20 protein-coding genes are annotated in these 21626 nt (G+C 65.4%); 4 read left to right on the top strand and 16 right to left on the bottom strand.

Annotation, left to right across the window (positions count from 1 at the left end; all coding sequences use genetic code 11):
- The 10 genes from NF551_RS07730 to hisI form a co-directional block, all read right to left on the bottom strand.
- Positions 1-1458: a glutamate synthase subunit beta gene (locus NF551_RS07730; RefSeq protein WP_227896864.1), complete on the bottom strand. Its 1458-nt coding sequence runs from the start codon at positions 1456-1458 to the stop codon at positions 1-3.
- Positions 1451-6037, bottom strand: coding sequence for a glutamate synthase large subunit (gene gltB, locus NF551_RS07725; protein ID WP_227896865.1), 4587 nt, complete (start codon positions 6035-6037; stop codon positions 1451-1453). The genes NF551_RS07730 and gltB overlap by 8 nt, the downstream gene beginning before the upstream one ends.
- A 251-nt stretch (positions 6038-6288) precedes the next feature.
- Positions 6289-7344, bottom strand: a complete 1056-nt coding sequence (gene lgt / locus NF551_RS07720; RefSeq protein WP_227896866.1) for a prolipoprotein diacylglyceryl transferase — start codon at positions 7342-7344, stop codon at positions 6289-6291.
- A gap of 3 nt (positions 7345-7347) precedes the next feature.
- Positions 7348-8148: a tryptophan synthase subunit alpha gene (gene trpA, locus NF551_RS07715; protein ID WP_227896867.1), complete on the bottom strand. Its 801-nt coding sequence runs from the start codon at positions 8146-8148 to the stop codon at positions 7348-7350.
- Positions 8145-9506 carry a tryptophan synthase subunit beta gene (trpB, locus tag NF551_RS07710; RefSeq protein ID WP_227896868.1) on the bottom strand — a complete coding sequence of 454 codons (1362 nt, stop codon included), beginning with the start codon at positions 9504-9506 and terminating at the stop codon, positions 8145-8147. The genes trpA and trpB overlap by 4 nt, the downstream gene beginning before the upstream one ends.
- 73 nt (positions 9507-9579) lie before the next feature.
- Positions 9580-10413 carry an indole-3-glycerol phosphate synthase TrpC gene (gene trpC / locus NF551_RS07705; protein WP_227896869.1) on the bottom strand — a complete coding sequence of 278 codons (834 nt, stop codon included), beginning with the start codon at positions 10411-10413 and terminating at the stop codon, positions 9580-9582.
- A complete protein-coding gene (locus NF551_RS07700; RefSeq protein ID WP_227896870.1) occupies positions 10414-10704 on the bottom strand; it encodes an HGxxPAAW family protein in 291 nt (96 codons plus the stop codon).
- A 99-nt stretch (positions 10705-10803) separates the two neighbouring features.
- Positions 10804-11418, bottom strand: a complete 615-nt coding sequence (locus NF551_RS07695; RefSeq protein ID WP_227896871.1) for a Trp biosynthesis-associated membrane protein — start codon at positions 11416-11418, stop codon at positions 10804-10806.
- Positions 11415-13001 (bottom strand): anthranilate synthase component I, encoded by a 1587-nt coding sequence (locus NF551_RS07690; RefSeq protein ID WP_227896872.1) that lies wholly within the window; start codon positions 12999-13001, stop codon positions 11415-11417. The genes NF551_RS07695 and NF551_RS07690 overlap by 4 nt, the downstream gene beginning before the upstream one ends.
- Before the next feature lie 32 nt (positions 13002-13033).
- Positions 13034-13414: a phosphoribosyl-AMP cyclohydrolase gene (gene hisI / locus NF551_RS07685; RefSeq protein WP_227896873.1), complete on the bottom strand. Its 381-nt coding sequence runs from the start codon at positions 13412-13414 to the stop codon at positions 13034-13036.
- A gap of 91 nt (positions 13415-13505) precedes the next feature.
- Here hisI and NF551_RS07680 point away from each other — a divergent pair, with 91 nt between their 5' ends.
- Together NF551_RS07680 and NF551_RS07675 are read left to right on the top strand one after the other, a co-directional pair.
- Entirely contained in the window at positions 13506-14150 is a 645-nt protein-coding gene (locus NF551_RS07680) for a TIGR03085 family metal-binding protein (protein WP_227896874.1), read from the top strand.
- Positions 14151-14264: 114 nt separating this feature from the next.
- The gene (locus NF551_RS07675) at positions 14265-15452 is read left to right on the top strand and encodes a serine hydrolase domain-containing protein (protein WP_227896875.1); all 1188 of its coding nucleotides are present in this window, start codon (positions 14265-14267) and stop codon (positions 15450-15452) included.
- Here NF551_RS07675 and hisF read toward each other — a convergent pair.
- From hisF to NF551_RS07655, 4 genes are all read right to left on the bottom strand, one after another.
- Positions 15437-16207: an imidazole glycerol phosphate synthase subunit HisF gene (gene hisF, locus NF551_RS07670; protein WP_227896876.1), complete on the bottom strand. Its 771-nt coding sequence runs from the start codon at positions 16205-16207 to the stop codon at positions 15437-15439. The two genes, NF551_RS07675 and hisF, sit on opposite strands and share 16 nt — an antisense overlap.
- Positions 16208-16219: 12 nt before the next feature.
- Positions 16220-17062 (bottom strand): ATP phosphoribosyltransferase, encoded by an 843-nt coding sequence (gene hisG / locus NF551_RS07665; protein WP_227896877.1) that lies wholly within the window; start codon positions 17060-17062, stop codon positions 16220-16222.
- A gap of 89 nt (positions 17063-17151) precedes the next feature.
- Positions 17152-17415: a phosphoribosyl-ATP diphosphatase gene (locus tag NF551_RS07660; protein ID WP_066298286.1), complete on the bottom strand. Its 264-nt coding sequence runs from the start codon at positions 17413-17415 to the stop codon at positions 17152-17154.
- 103 nt (positions 17416-17518) lie between these two features.
- A complete protein-coding gene (locus tag NF551_RS07655) occupies positions 17519-17965 on the bottom strand; it encodes a GNAT family acetyltransferase (protein ID WP_227896878.1) in 447 nt (148 codons plus the stop codon).
- A 305-nt stretch (positions 17966-18270) separates the two neighbouring features.
- Here NF551_RS07655 and NF551_RS07650 point away from each other — a divergent pair, with 305 nt between their 5' ends.
- Complete coding sequence (locus NF551_RS07650; protein WP_227896879.1) at positions 18271-19113, top strand: MerR family transcriptional regulator; 843 nt, start codon at positions 18271-18273, stop codon at positions 19111-19113.
- Between the two features lie 112 nt (positions 19114-19225).
- Here the strand turns inward: NF551_RS07650 and NF551_RS07645 are convergent, their stop codons facing one another.
- Together NF551_RS07645 and NF551_RS07640 are read right to left on the bottom strand one after the other, a co-directional pair.
- A complete protein-coding gene (locus NF551_RS07645) occupies positions 19226-19804 on the bottom strand; it encodes a DUF3060 domain-containing protein (RefSeq protein WP_227896880.1) in 579 nt (192 codons plus the stop codon).
- A gap of 236 nt (positions 19805-20040) precedes the next feature.
- Positions 20041-20553, bottom strand: a complete 513-nt coding sequence (locus NF551_RS07640) for a hypothetical protein (RefSeq protein ID WP_227896881.1) — start codon at positions 20551-20553, stop codon at positions 20041-20043.
- A 574-nt stretch (positions 20554-21127) separates the two neighbouring features.
- Here NF551_RS07640 and NF551_RS07635 point away from each other — a divergent pair.
- Positions 21128-21622 (top strand): GNAT family N-acetyltransferase, encoded by a 495-nt coding sequence (locus NF551_RS07635; protein ID WP_227896882.1) that lies wholly within the window; start codon positions 21128-21130, stop codon positions 21620-21622.
- Positions 21623-21626 lie beyond the last annotated feature (4 nt).

Raw genomic sequence — 21626 nt, 5'->3', positions numbered from 1 at the left:
TTACAGCGGGGCGATGGCCCGGTCCGTCGGTGCAACCGGCGCGGGAAGCCGGGTGGAGCCCTCGAGCCATTTGTCGACGGCGGCCGCACAGGCCCGCCCTTCGGCAATGGCCCAGACGATCAGGGACTGTCCCCTGCCCGCGTCACCGGCGGCGAAGACGCCGGGCGTGTTCGTCATGTAGTACCCGTCGCGCTTCACGTTGGTCCGCTCGTCGAACTCGGCGTTCACCTGTTCGGCCAGCCCTGCCGGTTCCGGTCCGGTGAAGCCCAGGGAGAGGAAGACAAGGTCCGCGGGGATGATCCGCTCGGTTCCCGCCTTCGGCAGGCGCTTTCCGTCCACGAACTCGGTCTCCGCGACCTTTACGCCCGTGAGCTTGCCGTTCTCGCCCACAAACTCGACTGTCGAGGCAAGATAGGTCCGCTCACCGCCTTCTTCGTGGGCACTGGCAACCTCGAACAGGGTCGGGTACATCGGCCACGGCTGGTGCGCCGCCCGCTCCGCCGGCGGCTGCTGGCCAATCGCCAGCGTGGTGACCGACGCTGCCTGGTGCCGGTGCGCGGTGCCGATGCAGTCAGCACCGGTGTCTCCGCCGCCCAGGATCACCACATGCTTGCCCTCGGCGTGGATCTGGTTCTTGACCTTCTCCCCCGCAACGGCACGGTTGGACTGCACCAGGTAGTCCATCGCGAAGTGCACGCCGGAGAGTTCACGCCCGGGAATGGGCAGGTCGCGCGGAACTGTGGCACCGGTGGCAACCACTACGGCGTCGTACCGGCGGCGCAGCTGCTCCCACGAAATATCCTTGCCCACTTCGACGCCGGTGCGGAAGCGCGTGCCTTCGGCGCGCATCTGGTCCAGCCGGCGGTCGATCTGGTCCTTCTCCATCTTGAAGTCGGGGATGCCGTAACGCAGCAGGCCGCCGATCTTGTCATCGCGTTCGTACACGGCCACGGTGTGGCCGGCCCGGGTGAGCTGCTGGGCCACAGCCAGGCCCGCAGGTCCGGAGCCGACGACGGCGATGGTCTTGTCGGTCAGCCGCTCCGGAGCGTGCGGAACAACCCAGTTCTCGTCAAAGGCCTGGTCGATGATGGAAACTTCCACCTGCTTGATCGTCACGGCGGGCTGGTTGATTCCCAGCACGCAGGATGCCTCGCAGGGCGCCGGGCAGAGCCGGCCGGTGAACTCGGGGAAGTTGTTCGTCGCGTGCAGGCGTTCGATCGCTTCCTGGCCTTTGTCCCGCCAGGTGAGGTCGTTCCATTCCGGAATGAGGTTGCCCAGCGGGCAGCCCTGGTGGCAGAACGGGATGCCGCAGTCCATGCAGCGTCCGGCCTGCTCCTTCAGTACACCCTTTTCCTGCCGTTCGTAGACTTCCTTGAAGTCCATGATGCGTACAGGTACGGGCCGGCGCGGCTGGGTTTGGCGCTCGCGCACTTTCAGAAATCCGCGTGGGTCAGCCACCGGTTACCTCCAGAATCTTGGTCCATGCTTCGGCGCCGTCAGGGTCCAGCCCTGCTTCAGCCGCGGAGGCGCGGGCATCGAGAACTGCCGCGTAGTCGCGCGGCAGCACCTTGGTTATGCGGGAAACAGTCGTTTCAAAGTCCTCCAGCAGCGAGGACGCCAGCGCGGAGCCGGTTTCCTCGACATGCTTGAGCAGCAGGCCGCGGACAATGTCCACGTCCTCGGCGTCGGGCTGCAGAAGCAGCAGTTCGCCGGACTCCATGGCGTCCTTGTTGACCCGGGCGCGGTCGAGGTCCACGACGAACGCGGTGCCGCCGGACATGCCGGCACCGAAGTTCCGTCCCGTGGAGCCCAGGACCAGTGCCTGGCCGCCGGTCATGTATTCGCAGCCGTGGTCACCGATTCCCTCGACGACGGCGGTGGCACCGGAGTTCCGGACCAGGAAGCGTTCGCCGACCTGGCCGCTAAGGAACATCTCGCCGCTGGTGGCGCCGTAACCGATCACGTTTCCGGCCACGACGTTGCGCTCGGCAGGGAAGACGTTGGCACGGTCCGGGCGGACGATGATCCGTCCGCCGGAAAGCCCCTTGCCGACATAGTCGTTGGAGTCACCGAACAGGCGCAGCGTGATGCCGGCCGGAAGGAACGCTCCCAGCGACTGGCCGGCCTGGCCGGTCAGCGTGATGTCGATCGTGTCTGTTGCCAGCACGTCGGTTCCGAAGGTCTTGGTGACCGTGTGGCCGAGCATGGTGCCCACAGACCGGTCGGTGTTGACCACGTCCAGCGTGATCCGCACCGGCTGCCGGTTCTGCAGTGCGTCGGCGCTCATCTCGATCAGTTTGTTGTCGAAGTGCGCATCCAGTTCGTGGTTCTGGGTCACCAGGTTGCGCAGCGGTGCACCGGGGTCCACTTCGTGGCCGCGCAGGATCGGCTCCAGGTCCAGGCCGTCGGCCTTCCAATGGTCCACTGCTGCCTTGGTGTCCAGCATTTCGGTGTGGCCGATTGCTTCCTCAAGGGAACGGAATCCGAGTTCGGCGAGCAGTTCACGCACTTCCTCAGCCAGGAACTCGAAGAAGTTCACCACGAACTCCGGCTTGCCGGAGAAGCGGGCGCGCAGCTCGGGATTCTGGGTTGCCACGCCCACCGGGCAGGTGTCCAGGTGGCAGACGCGCATCATGATGCATCCCGAGACCACCAGCGGGGCGGTCGCGAATCCGAATTCCTCGCCGCCCAGCAGGGCGGCGATAACGACGTCGCGCCCGGTCTTGAGCTGGCCGTCCACCTGCACCACCACGCGGTCGCGCAGGCCGTTGAGCATCAGGGTCTGCTGGGTTTCGGCGAGGCCGAGCTCCCAGGGAGCACCGGCGTGCTTCAGCGAGTTCAGCGGCGAGGCACCGGTGCCGCCGTCGTGCCCGGACACCAGCACGACGTCGGCCTTCGCCTTGGTCACGCCGGCTGCCACGGTGCCGATTCCGGCTTCGGAGACAAGCTTCACGTGGACCCGGGCGGACGGGTTGGCCCGCTTCAGGTCGTAGATCAGCTGCGCCAGGTCCTCGATCGAGTAGATGTCGTGGTGCGGTGGCGGGGAGATCAGGCCGACACCGGGAGTGGAGTGGCGCGTGCTGGCCACCCACGGGTAGACCTTCTGCGCCATCAGCTGGCCGCCTTCGCCTGGCTTGGCGCCCTGCGCCATCTTGATCTGCAGATCATCGGCATTGGTCAGGTACAGGCTGGTCACGCCGAAACGGCCGGAGGCAACCTGCTTGATGGCGGAGCGGCGCTCGGGATCCAGGAGGCGGTCCACGTCCTCGCCGCCTTCACCGGTGTTGGACTTGGCGCCCAGCCGGTTCATGGCGATCGCCAGGGTCTCGTGCGCTTCCTGCGAGATGGAGCCGTAGCTCATCGCGCCGGTGGAGAACCGCTTCACGATCGAGGAAACCGGTTCGACTTCCTCCAGCGGAACAGGCGGACGCTCCCCCGTTTTGAAGTCCAGCAGGCCGCGCAGCGTCATCAGGTCCTTGGCCTGGTCATCCACGCCGCGGGTGTAGGCCTTGAACACGTCGTAGCGCCGTTCGCGCGTGGAGTGCTGCAGGCGGAAAACAGTTTCCGGATTGAACAGGTGCGGCGGGCCTTCACGGCGCCACTGGTATTCGCCGCCGTTATCCAGGCTGCGGTGCGGTTCCTCGATCTCGTCGGACGGGTAGGCACTGGTGTGGCGTGCCGCATTCTCCGCAGCAATCACATCCAGCCCGACGCCGCCTAGCTGGGTCTGGGTGCCGTGGAAGAATTCGTCCACGAGCTCCTGGCCGAGGCCAATCGCTTCGAACGTCTGGGCGCCGCAGTAGGAGGCCACCGTGGAGATACCCATCTTGGACATGATCTTGAGGACGCCCTTGCCCAGGCCCTTGATCAGGTTGGTCACGGCCTGTTCCCGGGTGACACCGGTGATGTCCCCGTTGCGGACCAGTTCCTCGCAGCTTTCCATGGCCAGGTACGGGTTCACCGCCGAAGCGCCGTAACCGATCAGGACCGCCACGTGGTGGACCTCGCGGACATCTCCGGCCTCCACCAGCAGGGAGATCTTGGTGCGGTTGGCGCTCTTGAGCAGGTGGTGGTGCACGGCGGAGAGCAGGAGCAGGGACGGAATCGGTGCCCACTGGGCGCTCGAGTCGCGGTCGGAGAGCACGATGTACTCCACGCCGCGGTTGACTGCGCCGGAGACCTTCTCGCAGATTTCGCTGATGCGTGCCCGCAGTTCGGACTCGCCGCCGTCGGGCCGGTAAAGGCCGCGGACCTTCAGCGACAACTTTTCGCCGTCTTCATTGGTAAGGTTGGCGATCTTCGCCAGTTCATCGTTGTTAATGACCGGGAACTTCAGGGCGATCTGGTGCGTCTTGACCTGCCCGAGCGCCAGCAGGTTCCCGTTCGGGCCGATCGAGTTCTGCATGGAGGTGACCAGTTCCTCGCGGATGGCATCCAGCGGCGGATTGGTCACCTGGGCGAAGGACTGCACAAAGTAGTCAAAGAGCAGCCGGGGCCGCTTGGAGAGCACTGCGATGGGCGTATCGGAGCCCATGGCACCCAGCGGTTCGGCACCCGTGCGGGCCATCGGGCCGAGCAGGATACGCAGCTCTTCCTGGGTGTAGCCGAAGGTACGCTGCCGGCGGTTGATGGAGGCCTTGGTGTGCAGCACATGCTCACGCTCGGGCAGCTCCTCCAGCGAGACCTGGTTCTCGCGGACCCATTCGGCCCACGGATTGGCGGCAGCAATCTCCGCCTTGATCTCGGAGTCTTCAATCAGCCGGCCCTCAGCGGTGTCAACCAGGAACATCTTGCCCGGGGACACCCGCCCCTTCCGGACCACCTTGGCGGGATCGATGTCCACAACGCCAACCTCGGACGCCAGGACCACCAGGCCGTCCTCGGTGATCCAGTAACGGGCAGGACGCAGGCCGTTGCGGTCCAGGACCGCTCCGACCTGGTCGCCGTCGGTGAAGGAGACAGCGGCGGGGCCGTCCCACGGTTCCATGAGCATGGAGTGGTACTGGTAGAACGCGCGGCGGGCCGGATCCATGGTGGCGTGGTTTTCCCAGGCTTCCGGGATCATCATCATCACGGCGTGCGTGATCGGCCGGCCGGAGAGCATCAGCAGTTCGGCGACTTCGTCGAAGGATGCCGAGTCTGAGGCGCCGGGCGTGCAGATGGGGAAGAGCTCTTCGGGGGTGTCCCCGAGCAGCGGGCTCTTGAGCTGGGACTGCCGGGCACGCATCCAGTTCCGGTTGCCCTTGACCGTGTTGATCTCACCGTTGTGGGCAATGGCGCGGAAGGGCTGGGCCAGCGGCCAGGACGGGAAGGTGTTCGTGGAGAACCGGGAGTGCACAATGCCGAGCTTGGTCTTGAACCGCGGATCGGAGAGATCCGGGAAGAAGGGTTCCAGCTGGGCGGTGGTCACCATGCCCTTGTAGACCATGGTCTTGGAGGACAGGGACGGGAAGTAGACGCCGAACTTGTTCTGGGAGCGCTTCCGGACCCGGAAGGCACGTGCGTCGAGGTCCGTGCAGGCTGCGTCCACGGGCGCCAGGAAGACCTGGACGAAGTACGGCATGCAGGCCCGGGACATGGCGCCGACGATGTCTGCGGCAATCGGAACCTCGCGCCAGCCCAGGACGGTGAGGCCCTCGGACTCGGCAATGGCTTCGACGCCGGTGCGGGCGGTTTCCTGCTCGCGTTCTTCGGTGGGGAGGAACGCCGTACCAACGGCGTAGCTGCCGGCAGCCGGCAGTTCGAAATCCGTTACGGCACGGAAGAACTCGTCCGGAACCTGGGTGAGGATGCCGGCGCCGTCGCCGGTGCCTTCATCGGCGCCCACGGCTCCGCGGTGTTCAAGGTTGCGCAGCGCCGTCAGCGCCGCATCGACGATGTCGTGCCCGGGTTCGCCGCGGAGGGTGGCAATGACGGCCAGTCCGCAGGCGTCTTTTTCGTTCTCGGCCCGGTAAAGGCCAGCGTCTTCCGGGTAGGCCGCGAACCGCTGGAACGGCGACACCACCTGCGCAGGCTGAGGGGACATTGAGTGAGTCATAGGGTAAGTCCTTCCCCCTGTTGAACGTACGGAGGGGACGACATTGGCCCCACGCCGGCGGCACGTACCTGCCGGCGTGTCAGATGATTCTACGACTGTATTCCCGTGAGGGCCCTGCATGGGGGGTGGGGGCTGGCTCTGGAAACTACGTCCGTCCGGATGCCGGAGCGGGGTTGTCCCCGCGCGGCCACCGCTCGCCGCCACCTCGATGTGGCATCAGGACTGCCCGGGAGGTAACCCGGGCGCAGGTCCTACGTGGCTGGGTCCGAATGATCGGACCGGGAAGGCTTTTTAGAAGCCTCGTTTTTTGTCTCTGCGACATTAGCACGCGCCTCACGCGTTCGTGACGCAGATTTCACATTCCCGGATTCTGTTTCATTCTTGTTATCAACCGGTGAATTGTTACTCTGGCCAGCGGTTTCACCGGCAGGGACGGGTCCGCCCTCCAGGTACAGCGACGTTTCCGGTGTCTTCCGGGCACGCACCGACAGGAAGATGAACATCCCGATGGAGAGCAGCAGCATGGCGGCGCTCGTCCACACATTCAGGCGCTGCGTGGTGCCAAACAGGGTGATCATCTCGGCGTCGTCGATCCGGAGCATTTCGATCCATACCCGTCCGGCGGTGTAAATGGCGGCATAGAGCCAGAAGAGGCGCCCGCCGCGCAGCCGGAAGCGCTTATCCAGCAGCAGCAGCACCGCCACGCCCGCCAGGTTCCACAGGGACTCATAGAGGAACGTGGGGTGGAAGAGGGTGCCCGGCGCCGTGCCGTCGGGGAAGTTGGTGTTGTTCGGGTCGATTTCCAGGCCCCAGGGAAGGTCCGTCGGTCCGCCGAAGAGCTCCTGGTTGAACCAGTTTCCCCAGCGGCCCACGGCCTGGGCCAGCAGCACTCCCGGAGCGGCCACGTCGGCGAAGGTGGAGAGTTTGATGCCGGCCCTGCGGCAGCCGATCCATGCACCCACGGCACCGAGGGCGATGGCACCCCAGATACCCAGCCCGCCGCGCCAGATCTGCGGGATCAGGGCCAGGTCCCCGTCGGGCCCGAAGTACGCGTCCGGAGAAGACACCACGTGGTAAAGGCGCCCGCCGATGATCCCGAAGGGAATCGCCCAGATGGCGATGTCAAAGACGGAGTCCTGCGGGAGCCCGCGCTTCTTCCAGCGCACCGAGGTCATCCACAACGCCAGGATGATACCGGCGAGGATGCACAGCGCGTAGGCGTGGATGGTCAGCGGCCCCAGCGAGAAACTGCTGAAGTCAGCCGGGGGGCTGGGAATCGCGGCCGGAACCGCCAGGGACGTGGACATGGGTTAGCTCTTTCGGGTTCCGGAACTCAGTTCGCTGGTCAGGGCGCCGACGGCGGCCGGGCCCCCGTCGCGCAGGGCGGCCACCAGCGCGGTGCCCACGATCACGCCGTCGGCGTAGGAGCCGATTTCGCGTACATGCTCAGCGGTGGACACACCCAGTCCGACGCACACACGTTCCGCGCCGGCGGCGCGTGCCGCGCTCACCACGCCCTCGGCGGCGTCGGAGACCTGGCTGCGGGTGCCGGTGACACCCATGATGGAGACGGCGTAGACGAAGCCGCGGCTGGCCTGCACCGTGGACTTCATGCGTTCGGTGGTGGAGGACGGCGCGACCAGGAAGACCCTGTCCAGCCCGTACTTATCCGAGGCAGCCAGCCATTCGGAGGCTTCATCCGGGATGAGGTCCGGGGTAATCAGGCCCGCTCCCCCGGCTTCGGCAAGGCGGCGGGAGAATTCGTCCACACCCAGGCGCATCACGGGGTTCCAGTAGGTCATGACCAGCACGGCCGCATCGGTCTCGGCGGTGATGCCGGCAACGACGTCGAACACCTGCTGCACGCGGAAGCCGGCTTCGAGGGCCTGGCTGGTGGCGGCCTGGATAACGGATCCGTCCATGACGGGGTCCGAGTACGGGATGCCGATTTCGATCAGGTCCGCACCGTTCCGGGCCAGCTCGATGCCGGCGGCGATGGTGTCCTGCACGGAGGGGAATCCTGCGGGCAGGTACCCGACCAGCGCGGCACGGCCGTCAGCCCGTGCCCTGTCGATTGCGGCGGCGGACTTGCTTGCGGTCGAGACGCTCACAGCTGTTCTCCTTCTTTGCCGATCTCGGCTTCAGCTGACTTCTCGTCCAGCAGGTTAAACCATTCAGCGGCGGTCGCTACGTCCTTGTCGCCGCGGCCGGAGAGGTTGACCATCACGATCTTTTCGGACGGATCTCCTTCCGGACCGGCTTCGGCAGCCAGGCGCTGGCCCACCTTGATGGCACCGGCCAGGGCATGGCTGGACTCGATGGCAGGGATGATGCCTTCGGTCCGGCAGAGCAGCTTGAAGGCGTCCATGGCCTCGGCGTCGGTGATGGGTTCGTAGGAAACCCGTCCGATGTCCGCCAGGTAGGCGTGTTCGGGGCCGACGCCGGGGTAGTCCAGGCCAGCGGAGATGGAGTGCGACTCGATCGTCTGGCCGTCTTCGTCCTGCATCAGGTACGTGCGGGCGCCGTGCAGCACGCCCGGACGGCCCAGGGTGATGGTCGCGGCGTGCCGCGGCGTGTCGACGCCGTCGCCGCCGGCTTCGAAGCCGTAAATCGCTACCGACGGGTCGTCGAGGAAACCGTGGAAGATGCCGATCGCGTTGGATCCCCCGCCCACACAGGCGCAGACGGCGTCGGGAAGCTTGCCGGTCTGCTCCAGGATCTGTGCCCTGGCCTCCTCGCCAATCACCTCGTGGAAGTAACGGACCAGTGCGGGGAACGGGTGCGCTCCGGCAGCCGTGCCCAGCAGGTAATGGGTGGTGGAAACGTTGGCGACCCAGTCGCGCAGTGCTTCGTTAATGGCGTCCTTCAGGGTCTGGGAGCCGTTGGTCACGGGAATGACCTTGGCGCCCAGCAGTTCCATGCGGGCAACGTTCAGGGCCTGGCGGCGGCAGTCTTCCGCCCCCATGTACACAACGCATTCCAGTCCGAGCAGGGCGGCAGCAGTCGCACTGGCCACTCCGTGCTGGCCGGCACCGGTTTCGGCGATGATGCGGGTCTTGCCCATGCGCTTGGCAAGCAGCGCCTGTCCCAGCACGTTGTTGATCTTGTGGGAACCGGTGTGGTTCAGGTCCTCCCGCTTGAGGAAGATCCGGACGCCGCCGGCGTGCTCGGCGAACCGCTTGGCCTCGGTCAACAGGGACGGGCGGCCCGAGTAGTTGCGGTTCAGGTCGGCGATCTGGGCGGTGAAGTCCGGGTCGGCCTTGGCCTTCTCGAACGTGTCGGTCAGCTCGTCCAGGGCCGCGATCAGGGACTCGGGCATCCATCGGCCGCCGTACTCGCCGAAGTAGGGTCCGGCCGCGTGGCGCAGGGAATCAGCTCCGGTGAGGAAGCTGTCAGTCACCTCGTCCGTCACCGTCTCGCCTGGGCCTGCCGTGCTGGCGGCCGTGCTGTTCTCGGGGGTCCCGGTCATGGAGCCTGTCCTGTCCTGCTTTGGTCCGGGCCGCTGCGGGCAGTGGCCGGAAGGGTGCGTCGAAAGTTATGTCCTAGCGTTCGCTGGCCTGCAGCCGTCCGGCGATGGCCGCGGCTCCTGCCTGCATGAATTCCGCGATGGTGGCCGCGGGGTCGTTGTGTTTGACCAGCGCTTCACCGACAAGCACGGCGTTGGCGCCGTTGGCTGCGAAGTGCTCGACGTCAGCGGTGTTCCTTACGCCGGATTCGGCGATCACTACCGCGCCTGCGGGAATGGACTCCGAAAGTGCGGCGAAGACTGAACGGTCAACCTCAAGGGTCTTCAGGTTCCGCACGTTCACACCGATGATCCGGGCGCCCACGGCTGCGGCGCGCTCGATTTCCTCGGCGGTGTGCGTCTCGACCAGGGCGTTCATGCCCAGTTCGTGGGTCAGGTCAAGGAAGGTGCGCAGCTGCTCGTCATCCAGTGCCGCCACGATCAGCAGCACCAGGTCGGCGCCGTGCGCGCGGGCTTCCCAGATCTGGTATTCATCGACGGTGAAGTCCTTGCGCAGCAGCGGGATCCGCACTGCTTCCCGGACGGCGTCGAAGTCTGCCAGGGATCCGTTGAACCGGCGCTGCTCCGTGAGCACGCTGATCACGGCAGCTCCGCCGTCTTCGTAGCGCACCGCCAGGGCTGCCGGGTCGGTGATCTCGGCCAGGGCACCCTTGGAGGGGCTGGAACGCTTCACCTCGGAGATCACCCGGAGGGTGCCGCGGGGGTTGTCGTTGCCGCCCAGCGCATCGAACGCATCAAGGGCAGGAGCGGCCTGGGCGGCGCGCTCCTGCACCTTTTCCAGCGGCAGCTCCCGCTGACGCTGGGCCATGTCCTCACGGACACCGGCAATGATGTCGTCGAGAACGCTCACTTAGTGACCGTTGTTCTTCAGCTTTGAACCGCCGACGCCGTAGCCGGCTTTGCGCATGATCCAGCCGACGACCAGGCCGAGGGCCACCACGACGAGGCCGGCGATGAAGACCAGCATGCTGGCGATCACGAAGCCGATGCTGGAAACCAGGGCACCTGCAATCATGATCAGCACGCAGGTCCAGGCTGCCGGGGTGTTGCCGTGTCCAATGGTCTCGTCGTGGATGCTGGCGTGGACCTCGGCAGCGTTCTCGGGCTTGGTGTCCTGCTGGTCAATGGCGTTTGTGCTCATGGTGAATCTCCTCGTAAACGGGTCTGGGTTCCATTCTGCCATTAGCTGGCAGGAAGTCTCTTACTTGTTGCGGGGCGTGTGCGGCGGCCGCGAAGCTGCCTACCGGTAATTCGTGGGGTCTTCGCCCTTGGTCAGGCGGTCCCAGCTGTCGATTTCATCGATCGGCGGCTGCGTGGATTCGCCCTTGGAAGCTGCGCCCGTGGCGGGCTGCGCGGCATACTTCCGGGACGCTGCCCAGGACCTGGAGGCGATTGCCAGCCAGATGCCGGCGAGCACAATCAGCCCTCCGGCTGCTACAGCCAGGTACGGCATGACCGTGAGCGTTACGTCTGCCCCGGCTGCACCGCTGACACCGACTGCCTTGCCCACCGCCCCGGCGGCACCCTGCTGCGGATCCTGGATGACTGCGGCGCTGGCATAGGCCACGCCGAAGCCGGCCACCACGAGCACTCCCGAGATGACCCACCGGGCGATCTTGCCGGCGATCGAGGCAGCCAGGGCGGCCGCCACTGCGACGACGGCGAAAGCCGTCACCGCGGTTGCGGCTTCGCTTCCGGCGACGGCAATGTTCGGGGTCTCCACTGCTGCCTGCGGGAGGACGACGTCGAGCCAGGTCCGTGTGGTGGTGCCGAACGCGGCTGCTGCCAGCAGCACGGTCACCAGTACGACGGTGGACTTGCGCCGCCAGCGCGCCGCTGCCGTTTCTGAACTCACTTGCTCGTTTCCTGACTGTTGAAGATCCTCGCGCCCACGGCGGGCGTGACCGGTTCCAGTCCGTCGGCAATCAGCGCCGCTCGCAGCGGCGCCGCGGCCTTGTTCACTGTTTCCTGCGCTTCAGCCTCCAGGTCCGAATCGGCGACGATCCCGCCGCCGGCCTGAACGTAGGCCTTGCCCTCACGCAGCAGGGCAGAGCGGATGGCGATGGCCATGTCCATGTCCCCGGCGAAGTCGAGGTAGCCCACGACGCCGCCGTAGATGCCGCGGCGGTGCGGTTCCAGTTCGTCGAGCAGGCTCAGGGCACGCGGCTTGGGCGCGCCGGAGAGTGTCCCGGCCGGGAACGTCGCGGACAGCACGTCATACGGCGTCCTGTCCGGGGCCAGTTCCCCCACCACCGTCGAGACGAGGTGCATGATGTGGCTGAAACGCTCGACTTCCATGAACTGGGTGACATCCACGCTGCCGGGCAGGCACACCTTGGAGAGGTCGTTGCGGGCCAGGTCCACCAGCATCAGGTGTTCGGCCCGTTCCTTCTCATCCGCCAGGAGTTCCTCGGACAGCACCCGGTCCAGTTCCTGCGTCTTGCCGCGGGGACGCGAGCCGGCAATCGGATGCGTGATGACTTCGCTTCCGGTTACCGTAACCAGCGCTTCCGGGGAGGAGCCGACGACGGCGAACGGGTTGCCGCTGCAGTCCTCGAAGTTGAACAGGTACATGTAGGGGCTCGGGTTGGTGTTGCGCAGCACCCGGTAGACATCCAGGGCCTCGGCCCGGCATTCCATTTCGAAGCGGCGGGAGATGACCACCTGGAAGACGTCGCCGTCGACAATTGCTTCCTTGCCGCGTTCCACGGCACGCAGGTAATCCGGCTTGGGCCAGCTTTCCTTCACGCCGGCGGTCAGGGTGGAAACGTCCACGGAGCCGCCGCGGAGCACGGTGACGGCCTGGGGTGCCTGGGCCGCCAGCTTGTCCAGCATGCTGTGCAGCCGGGCCACAGCGTCGTGCCAGGCGTCATCCACGCGTTCATCGGAGCCGTCGAAGTTGATGGCGTTGGCCACCAGGAGCACCGTGCCGTCGGAGTTGTCGTGGATGGCCATGTCCGAGACAAGGTTCATGGCAATCTCGGGCAGGTCCAGGTCGTCGACCGGGGGCGACGGGAGCTTTTCCCAGTGCCGCACCGACTCCCACCCGACAAATCCGACCAGGCCGGAGGTGAACGGCGGCAGTCCGTCGAAGCGGTCGGTGGCCAGCAGCTGCAGCGTTGCGGCCATGGCCTCGACCGGGTTGCCGTCCAGGGGAACACCTGCCGGCGGCTTGCCGAGCCAGCAGGCCTCCCCCTCCCGCGTGGTCAGCGTGGCACGGGAACGGGCGCCAATGAAGGAGTACCGGGACCACACTCCTCCGGTCGCGGCCGACTCCATGAGGAAGGTGCCTGGTTCCCCGCCGGTGAGCTTGCGGTAGATGCCGATGGGAGTGTGGGCGTCGGCCAGGACCTTCAGCCGGACCGGGACAACCCGGCGGTCCGCGGCGACAGCACGGAATTCCTCCAGGGAGGGAGAGATAACACCTAGATCCTGCATGTATTTGGGCTTTCGGGTTGGAGGGTGTTCGGCTACGCGGACACGGGCAGTACGCGGCCCTCGAAGCAGGTCCGGGTGCCGGTATGGCAGGCGGCGCCGATTTGGTCCACGCGGACCAGCAGCGCATCGCCGTCGCAGTCCATCGCTACGGATTTGACGTATTGGACGTGGCCGGACGTGTCGCCCTTGCGCCAGTATTCCTCCCGGGAGCGGGACCAGAACGTCACCCGTCCGGTGGTCAAAGTGCGGTGGAGTGCTTCGTCATCCATCCAGCCAAGCATAAGTACCTCGCCGGTATCGTGCTGCTGGATCACTGCTGCCACCAGTCCGGCGTCGTCACGCTTAAGGGTCGCCGCGATTCCGGGGTCCAGGTTGGAGGCCGGAATGGTCTGAGGGGTTGGGTCGCTTGCCATCGGTATCGATTCTAGTGTGTTTGGCCGCACCGGGGCCGATCGGCCCCGCGTGGCGGGCAAAGCGGGGTGTTCCGTGCTAGTTTCAGCAGTGATGCAATTCGTAGAACCCTCCCGTGAAGTCCTGGCCGAAACACTGCTCGCGGCCGGTCCCCACGCGCCCACGCTCTGCGAGGGGTGGGAGACCCGCCACCTGGCTGCGCACCTTTACCTGCGCGAACACCGTCCGGCCTCCGCCCTCGGTTTCTTTGTGAAGCCGTTCGCCGCACGGACGGCCAAAGCCATGGACGCGCTGGTCGCCAAGGCCTCCACCTCCGAGGGTTACGCGAAGCTGGTCAAGTCCTTCCGGTCCGGACCTCCGCTGCTCTCCCCCATGCAGATCAAGTCTGTGGACAACTCCGCCAACCTGGTGGAGTACTTCGTGCACACCGAAGACATCCGCCGTGCCGGTGACCGCTGGGCTCCGCGGGCCCTGGATGCCGAATACTCCGAAGCCCTGTGGTCCGAGCTGCTGAAGCGAGCGGCGCTGCTCTACCGCGGCGTCGACGTCGGCATTGTCTTGGTGCGTCCTGACGGACCCCGGCACGTGGCCAAGCGGGCAGCCGTGTCCGTGGCGATCGTCGGCGAGCCCTGCGAGCTGCTCCTGCACGCCCACGGCCGCAACCAGCAGGCCCTGGTCATGTTCGAAGGCCAGCCCGACGCCGTCGCGCTGCTTGAGAGCGCCGAGATCGGGCTGTAATCCCTTTCCGAATACAGGGTCCGGCTTATGCGCCGGGCCCTTTTTCGTTGCCCGGGACCCCGGGAAATGCCACGCTGGAAGTCCGCGCACTGACCGCTGGCTTCGGAGATTCACATGGGCAGGAACTGCGTCTTTGCTCGTTCCGTGCGGCTGGCGGCCGCGTCCGTGGCCGCCGCGCTGCTGGTTGTTTCCTGTTCGCCGCCTGACGCTGCCCGGGACTCAGTGACCTCTCCCTTCTCCTCCCCGTCCCCTGGAGTTTCGGCGCAGGACGAATTGCCGGACAAAATGCAGAGCGCGCTGCAGGACCAACTTGCCCAGGTCATGCAGCGTTACGGCGTGCCGGGTGCGGCTGCCGGAGTCTGGGTCCCGGGTGAGGGAACTTGGCAGGCGGCTTCCGGAACAGCCGACGTCGCCGGCGCGGTGCCAGTCTCCCCCGGCATGGCGTGGCCGCTGCGCAGCATCACCAAGTCCTACACCGTGACCCTGCTGCTCCAGCTCGCCGACCAGGGACTGGTGGACCTCGACGACGCCGCCGGCCAGTACGTGGACGGAGTGACCAACGGTGACCGGATTACCCTGCGGCAGCTCGCGGCGATGTCCAGCGGTAATGCCGACTACACGGGGGCAGAATTTGCTGATGAATATGGGCAGGACCCGGCACGGATATTCACCCTGGCGGAGCTGAACGGCTTTGTGCTCGGTGAGCCGGCGCAGTTCGAACCCGGCACGCAGCGTGTCTACACCAATGCCAATACCAACCTGATTGGCGCCGTGATCGAGAAGGTCACCGGCCAGCCTTACAGCGAAGTGCTCAGCGAACACGTCCTCGAGCCCCTGCAGCTCAGCGGCACCACCTACCTCACGGACGCCGCGGACTGGGGGCAGCCTCATCCCACCGGTTACATCGCACAGGACGGCGTGCCGGAACCACAGGTGGAGAACCCGTCCATCTTCGCCGCAGCCGGGTCGCTGTTCTCCACGCTCGAGGACACCCGGGTGTGGGCGGAGGCCCTGGCCACCGGTGCCCTGCTGGACGCGGATACCCAGGAGGAACGCCTGGCAGGCGCGCCGCTAAAGACCGGTCCGCCCTACGACCAGTACGCCCTCGGCATCGGTGAGACACGCGGCTGGTGGGGACACAACGGCGAAGGCATCGGCTTCACCTCCGCCGCGTTCCACGATCCGGCCAGCGGCGCAACGATTGTGGCGTTCATGAACGAATCGAACGTGCCCGGCGCTCACCCGGCCGATGAAGCGTTCCGGTCTTTCGCGGAGGTTCTGGCTGATTACCGGACGGGGTAGCCTGCGTCGGAGATGGCCTTCTTGACGTCCGCTATGGCGTTGTCCGGTCCGAAGTGGAAGATCGATGCGGCGAGGACAGCATCCGCACCGGCAGCGATAGCCGGCGGGAAATGCTCCGGAACACCGGCGCCACCGGAGGCGATCAACGGCACGTTCACGGCAGCGCGGACGGCGCGGATCATTTCCAGGTCGAACCCGTCACGGGTGCCGTCGGCGTCGATCGAGTTGAGCAGGATCTCCCCCACCCCGCGATCAGCTGCTTCCTTCGCCCAGGCGACGGCGTCGATTCCGGTGCCCTTGCGGCCGCCGTGGGTGGTGATTTCGAAGCCCGACGGCGTTGAACCGTCGTGCGTGCGGCGTGCGTCCACGGAGAGCACCAGCACCTGGGAACCGAAGTGCCGGGTGATCTCGTCAATAACGTCCGGGCGTGCGACCGCTGCGGAGTTGATGGAGGCCTTGTCCGCGCCGTAGCGCAGCAGCCGGTCCACGTCCTCAACGGTGCGGACACCGCCGCCCACGGTCAGCGGAATGAAGACTTCCTCGGCGGTGCGGGAGACGACGTCGAACACGGTTTCCCGCGCCCCGGAGGACGCAGTGACGTCGAGGAACGTGAGTTCGTCGGCGCCGGCGCGGTCGTAGCGGTGGGCCAGCTCCACCGGGTCACCGGCGTCGCGCAGGCCTTCGAAGTTGATGCCTTTGACCACGCGGCCGGCGTCGACGTCGAGGCAGGGAATGACACGGATGGCAACGCTCATGACGGCGCTCCCCTAGATCCGGCAGGCGTGGATGGTGCTGACCAGGATGGCACGGGCGCCGAGGTCATACAGCTCATCCATGATGCGGTTGGTGTCGGACTTCTTGATCATCGACCGGACGGCGACCCAGTCCGAGTCCCGCAGCGGGGAGACCGTCGGGGATTCCAGGCCGGGTGTGAGGGCGGCGGCGGCTTCGACGAGTTCCTTGCGGACGTCGTAGTCCATCATCACGTACTGGCGGGCCACCAGGACGCCCTTGAGGCGGCGCTTGAGCACATCGAGTCCGGCGGGGTTGGCACCCTTCCGGCCGATCAGCACGGCCTCGGACTTCAGGATCGGCTCACCGAAGATTTCCATGCCGGCGGCGCGGAGCGTGGTTCCGGTTTCAACGACGTCGGCAATTGCGTCGGCGACGCCGAGGCGCACGGAGGATTCGACGGCACCGTCGAGGCGGACCACGGAGGCGTCCACGCCGTGTTCGGCGAGGTACGCGCGGAGCAGTCCGTCGTAGCTGGTTGCCACGCGCTTGCCCTGCAGTTCGGCCATGGACGTGAAGTCGCCGACCGGTCCGGCGAAGCGGAAGGTGGAGGCGCCGAAGCCGAGGCTCATCAGCTCTTCGGCCTCTACCTGGGCGTCCAGGAAGAGGTCGCGGCCGGTGAGGCCGACGTCGAGCGTTCCGGAGCCGACGTAAACGGCGATGTCCCGCGGACGGAGGAAGAAGAATTCGATGTCGTTGTCGGGATCGACCATGACCAGTTCGCGGCTGTCGCGGCGCTGGCGGTATCCGGCCTCGGAGAGCATGGCGGAGGCGGATTCGGACAGGGCACCCTTGTTGGGTACGGCTACACGGAGCATTGGAGTATGTCTTTCGCTGGAAGTCAGATGGGAGCTGGGCCTGCCGGCGGGCCACACGCTGCCTGAGGTGAACTCAAGGCAGCACGTGGCTAGAGATGCTTGTAAATGTCCTGCAGGGTGAGGCCTTTGGCCAGCATCAGGACCTGCAGGTGGTAGAGCAGCTGGGAGATTTCCTCTGCTGCGGCTTCATCAGACTCGTACTCGGCAGCCATCCAGACTTCTGCGGCCTCTTCGACTACCTTCTTGCCGATGCCGTGGACGCCGGACTCAAGTTCGGCGACGGTGCGGGACCCGGCAGGCCGGGTCGCCGCCTTCTCACTGAGTTCGGCAAATAGCTCTTCGAAGGTTTTCACAGATCAAGGGTACGCCGTGCGTCACAGTCTGCCCCATTCCGGCCCGCGTGTGTGACGAAGGACGCGTAGTCAGGCGGGGTGTGGACGCGCCGGCTGAGGACCTTCAGCGTGCAGCTGAATCTGTGTTGGCGGCATCATCTGCGTTCAGCCACTTAGCCCTCACCTGGACGTCTGAGAGCTCGTATCCAAGATGGTCATAGAAACCGATAACCGGACTGTTGTTGGTGCGGATCATGAGCTGCACCTTTACAGCACCGCGCTCAATCAACCATTGCTCGGAGGCCTCCATCATCATGCGTCCCAATCCGGATTCCTGCCTGTCCGGTGCGACCGCAAGGTAGTAGACCCAGCCGCGGTGCCCGTCGTGCCCTACCATCGCGGTGGCCACCAAGTCACCATCCAGGGAGCACCCAAGGACCGTCGACGTCGCACCGCTCATCGCTCGGAGTAGGTCGTCCATGGGATCGTTCCACGGGCGTGTGAGACCGGTAGCCGTCCACAGGGAAACAGCGCTGTCGTACTGGTCTTCGGTGAGGCTGCGAGCATTCATTCTGCCGATTGTATGACCTCATGATTGCCGCCGGCTGCCGAGCTCACTCCAGCGTCAACGTCAGGCCGTACTCGCAGGCGCGTGTCCACTCTGGAGCCCGCTAGGGATCCGCAGGGGGACGTCTCTCACCGCGCCGCCCTGCCACGTTTCGCAGTTGGGACCGGCTAAGGGGCGCCTGGGACCAGCCGGGCGTGCAGGGAAAAGTCGCGGTCGAGGCGCGGTAGGGTATTGCGAAGCTGCACCGCCCGCACCGTCATGGAGCCCGCCGAGGTGCGACGTCCCGACCGGTTATGGAAGGCCTGCCCATGGAATCGTCCCTTATCCCGCTGCCGCCGCGTCAGGTCGAAGTCGGTGACGCGGCACAGTTCGTTGGCACCACACCGGAAGCGATCCTTGGCTACCAGGACAATGGCCTGCTTCCCGAGCCCGAACGGGGCAGCGGCGGCCACCGCCGATACGGCTACGAGGACATGATCCGGCTGCTGTGGATCCACAAGATGGTCGACGCCGGGATTGCCGTGGAGGACATCCGTGAAGTCTTTGCTGACGCGGCTCCGGCTGGTGTCGACAGCGGCCGCGACGCCGCCGTCGTGCAGCGAATGCGCACCTTGGAGGGTCGACTGGGGCTACTCTCTGAATTCGTCACCGGCCGCCTCAAGGGCCTGCCCGAGGGCTCGCTGCGTCAGGCGGACCTGGACAACCTGCTGGTCATGGAGCGGATCTTCGGGCCGCTCGGTGCGGCCGTCAATGCCGGCCGTTATATCGTCCTGGCCACTCACCCGGGTCTGCGGGAGGAATCCGACCGCGTCGAGGCCGCCGAGGAGGCGCTCGATGACACGGTCGCCGTCGACGACCCCCGCGTGGCGCAGGCCGCTGCCGAACGGCACGCCTTCGAACTGAAGCTGGACGCCGCCATCAACAATTCCGGCCAGGCTCAGAGCGACGATGAGCTTTTCGACTCCTGGGATGCCCTGCACCCCGCTCGCACTGAAGGTGTGGACGCGGCCTGCCAGGACGCCGGCAGCGGGGAAAAGCGCGTGAGCCTCCTCGAGGCTGTTGGAATGATGCCCTACGACTACTCCCCCGCCCGCCTGCGTTGCATGGAGCTGACCGGAGAACTCGCCGCCAACGAGTTGCCCGCTTCCTAAACAAGAACGGCGAGGCTCGTCCATGGCAATCCGAGTAGAGAGCGCACCCAACTGCGGCAACGCACCTCGCCACGAGATCGCCCGCCGGAAGCTTATTTGCCCGCTCCCGGGTTCACCGGACCGAAACGGAGTTTGTACCCGTGGTTTCGACGATGGGATCTCCCGAGGCATAGGTGATGCTGTTGCTCTCCCCTTCGACGTCGATGTCACGGGTCTCCTCGACGCCGACAGTGTTCTCGGTCCCGTCAACATCGATTTCGGGCACATTCATCAGGTTGGCCTCGTTGTTGTTGCCGTCAATGTCGAGGCTTTCCGCGTCCTCACCGCTGACTGAGTTGTCATTGCCGCGGATGTCGATGTCTTCACACTGACCGGTCGTCTTCACGCTGGTGCCGCTGGTCTGGACGTCGATATCCCCGCCGCCCGAGCACGTAATGCTGATGCTGGTGTTCGCTTCCGTAATTCTGTGTGCGTCGCCGCGGCTGAGGGTGATCTCCTCGCCGGAGCCGCCTGATGCAGGTGCTGCGCTTGAGTCTGTCGGGGAGGCCGTCGTGTTCTCCGGTGTTCCGGCACTGGTTGATGGGGTTCCGGTTTCCAGGGGTTCCGGCGTGGGGTTAGTGCATCCGGTGATGAGTGCCAGGCCCGCGACGGCGGTGAGCACGGGTGCGGTGATACGGAAATTGCGGTACATGCGGGTCTCCTCAGCTAGACGGGGCTGGGTGTTGTATGGCCTGCCCCAAGGGAACCTGCAGTTCCACGACCAATTCCTCTTCCGGGGCCCTTCCGCTTGCCTGTCTATTCTTCAGCATGATGTGCAGGAGGGCCATGTTGACGCTCGTCATTGACCACAGACACGGCCAAACGTTGAGGTCCCCCGTCTGTGCCTCGATTTGTCCCAGCACTACGCGCCGCTATCTCGTTGAAGTGTCAAGGCAGGGGCTGGGTAGCCTTTCCATGCTTTTGATCCTTCTTCCTTAGGGTCAAAAGCAGGAGGATCAATGCAAGAATGCTCATGCCATAGAGGATCCTGCTCCAAGGAGAATGATCCCCGCCTGTCGTGGAGAACGCGTCAGCGAGGCTCATCCCGGGACTGAACGAGACAAAGTAGTAGGTGGGCGTCCCGAGCATGATGAGGATGAGGAAATACCGGGTAATCGTCCATGGCAGATCAGGGAATTTCACGATGGAAAAGGTGCCGACAGTGAGAGCAAGGACGGGTCCGGCCAGTGCCCATGCGTAAACCGGGGTTTCCACTAGCGGCTCGTTGACAGATGACATAGCCGTCTTGATCTCTTGGAGGCTCATACCCGGAACGGCCGCCATGGGGTTCCAAACGGTGATCTGCAGCGCACCGATCAACGCATACGCACTGATGATCAGCACCCCACCCAACACAATCGGAACAACGTGTCGTTGCTGCTCGTCTAGGGGGCTCCTCATACCGCGCCACACTACTACTGGTTGCGACAAGAGCGGTGAGGGATCCCCCGCCAAAGACCGCGGGCGACTATTGGCCCTCAAGCTGCGGGCATGGGAACCAGTGTTCCCGTGACTCAAGTCAGTGACTCGGGAGCCCCTTCGGTTTTGCTGCGTGTGGGGCTGATTCGTTTGCTGTGGGAATTTGCTGCGCGGCGCCATGGCTGGACTTTCCCCGGACGACCGGTTTTCCCGAAACGCAGCGAATCGGTGTCACAGGATGCAGCGGAATCCCGGAACGCAGCGTTTCCGCACCCAAAATGCAGTGTTTCCAAAAGTGCAGTGTTTCTCGCAAGGGGGGCTTGCCCAGGATGCTGCGCCGGCATGGAACTCAGAGCCTTAGCCCGGGCGCGCGTCGGCAACCCCACAAGTAGTCGAGGTGCTTGGGTGATGTGGGCCTGTGGCGCTCTTCGAACACCGGGTTCCCAGCCGTAGTTCCTGGTGTTGCGGCAGAGGTTACTCATGCCACAGGAGCAACAGGGAGTGGGAACCTGTGCGGACCCCAGCCCAGCCCTCACCGGCTGGCTATTGTTGGCGAATGGAAATCGTGCCGTATTCCGCCGAACACCGCGAGCCGCTGCTTGCCCTCTCACTGCGGGCATGGGAACCCGTGTTCCCGTTGCTCAAGTCAGCTGTCCCCGTCTTTGTCTATGAGTCGTTCTACCCCGATGGCTGGCGCAGCCGGCAGTCCAGCGACCTTGAAGCAATCCTCGACGATGAGCCGGACAACATCGACGTTGCCCTGATCGACAAGTCACCCGCCGGGTGGGTCTGCACGCGGCTTCATCCGGAGGACAGCATGGGTGAGGTCTATGTTCTTACTGTCGACCCCGTGCACCAAGGGACAGGAGTCGGCCGCGCCCTTGTTCAGCGCTCCATCGAACGGGCGCGAGCAAAGGGTATGCGAATGGTGATGGTTGAAACGGGTGACGATCCCGGACATTCACCGGCCCGTCAGTTCTACGAGGGGTCCGGGTTCGAGCGGTGGCCAGTTGCTCGCTACTTCAAGGACATAAGCGGCGAAACGCAGTAGACAC

Source organism: Arthrobacter caoxuetaonis (assembly GCF_023921125.1).
Classification (GTDB): domain Bacteria; phylum Actinomycetota; class Actinomycetes; order Actinomycetales; family Micrococcaceae; genus Arthrobacter_B; species Arthrobacter_B caoxuetaonis.
The sequence above is the reverse complement of the archived record's forward strand: the minus strand, read 5'-3'. Positions and strand labels throughout refer to the sequence as shown.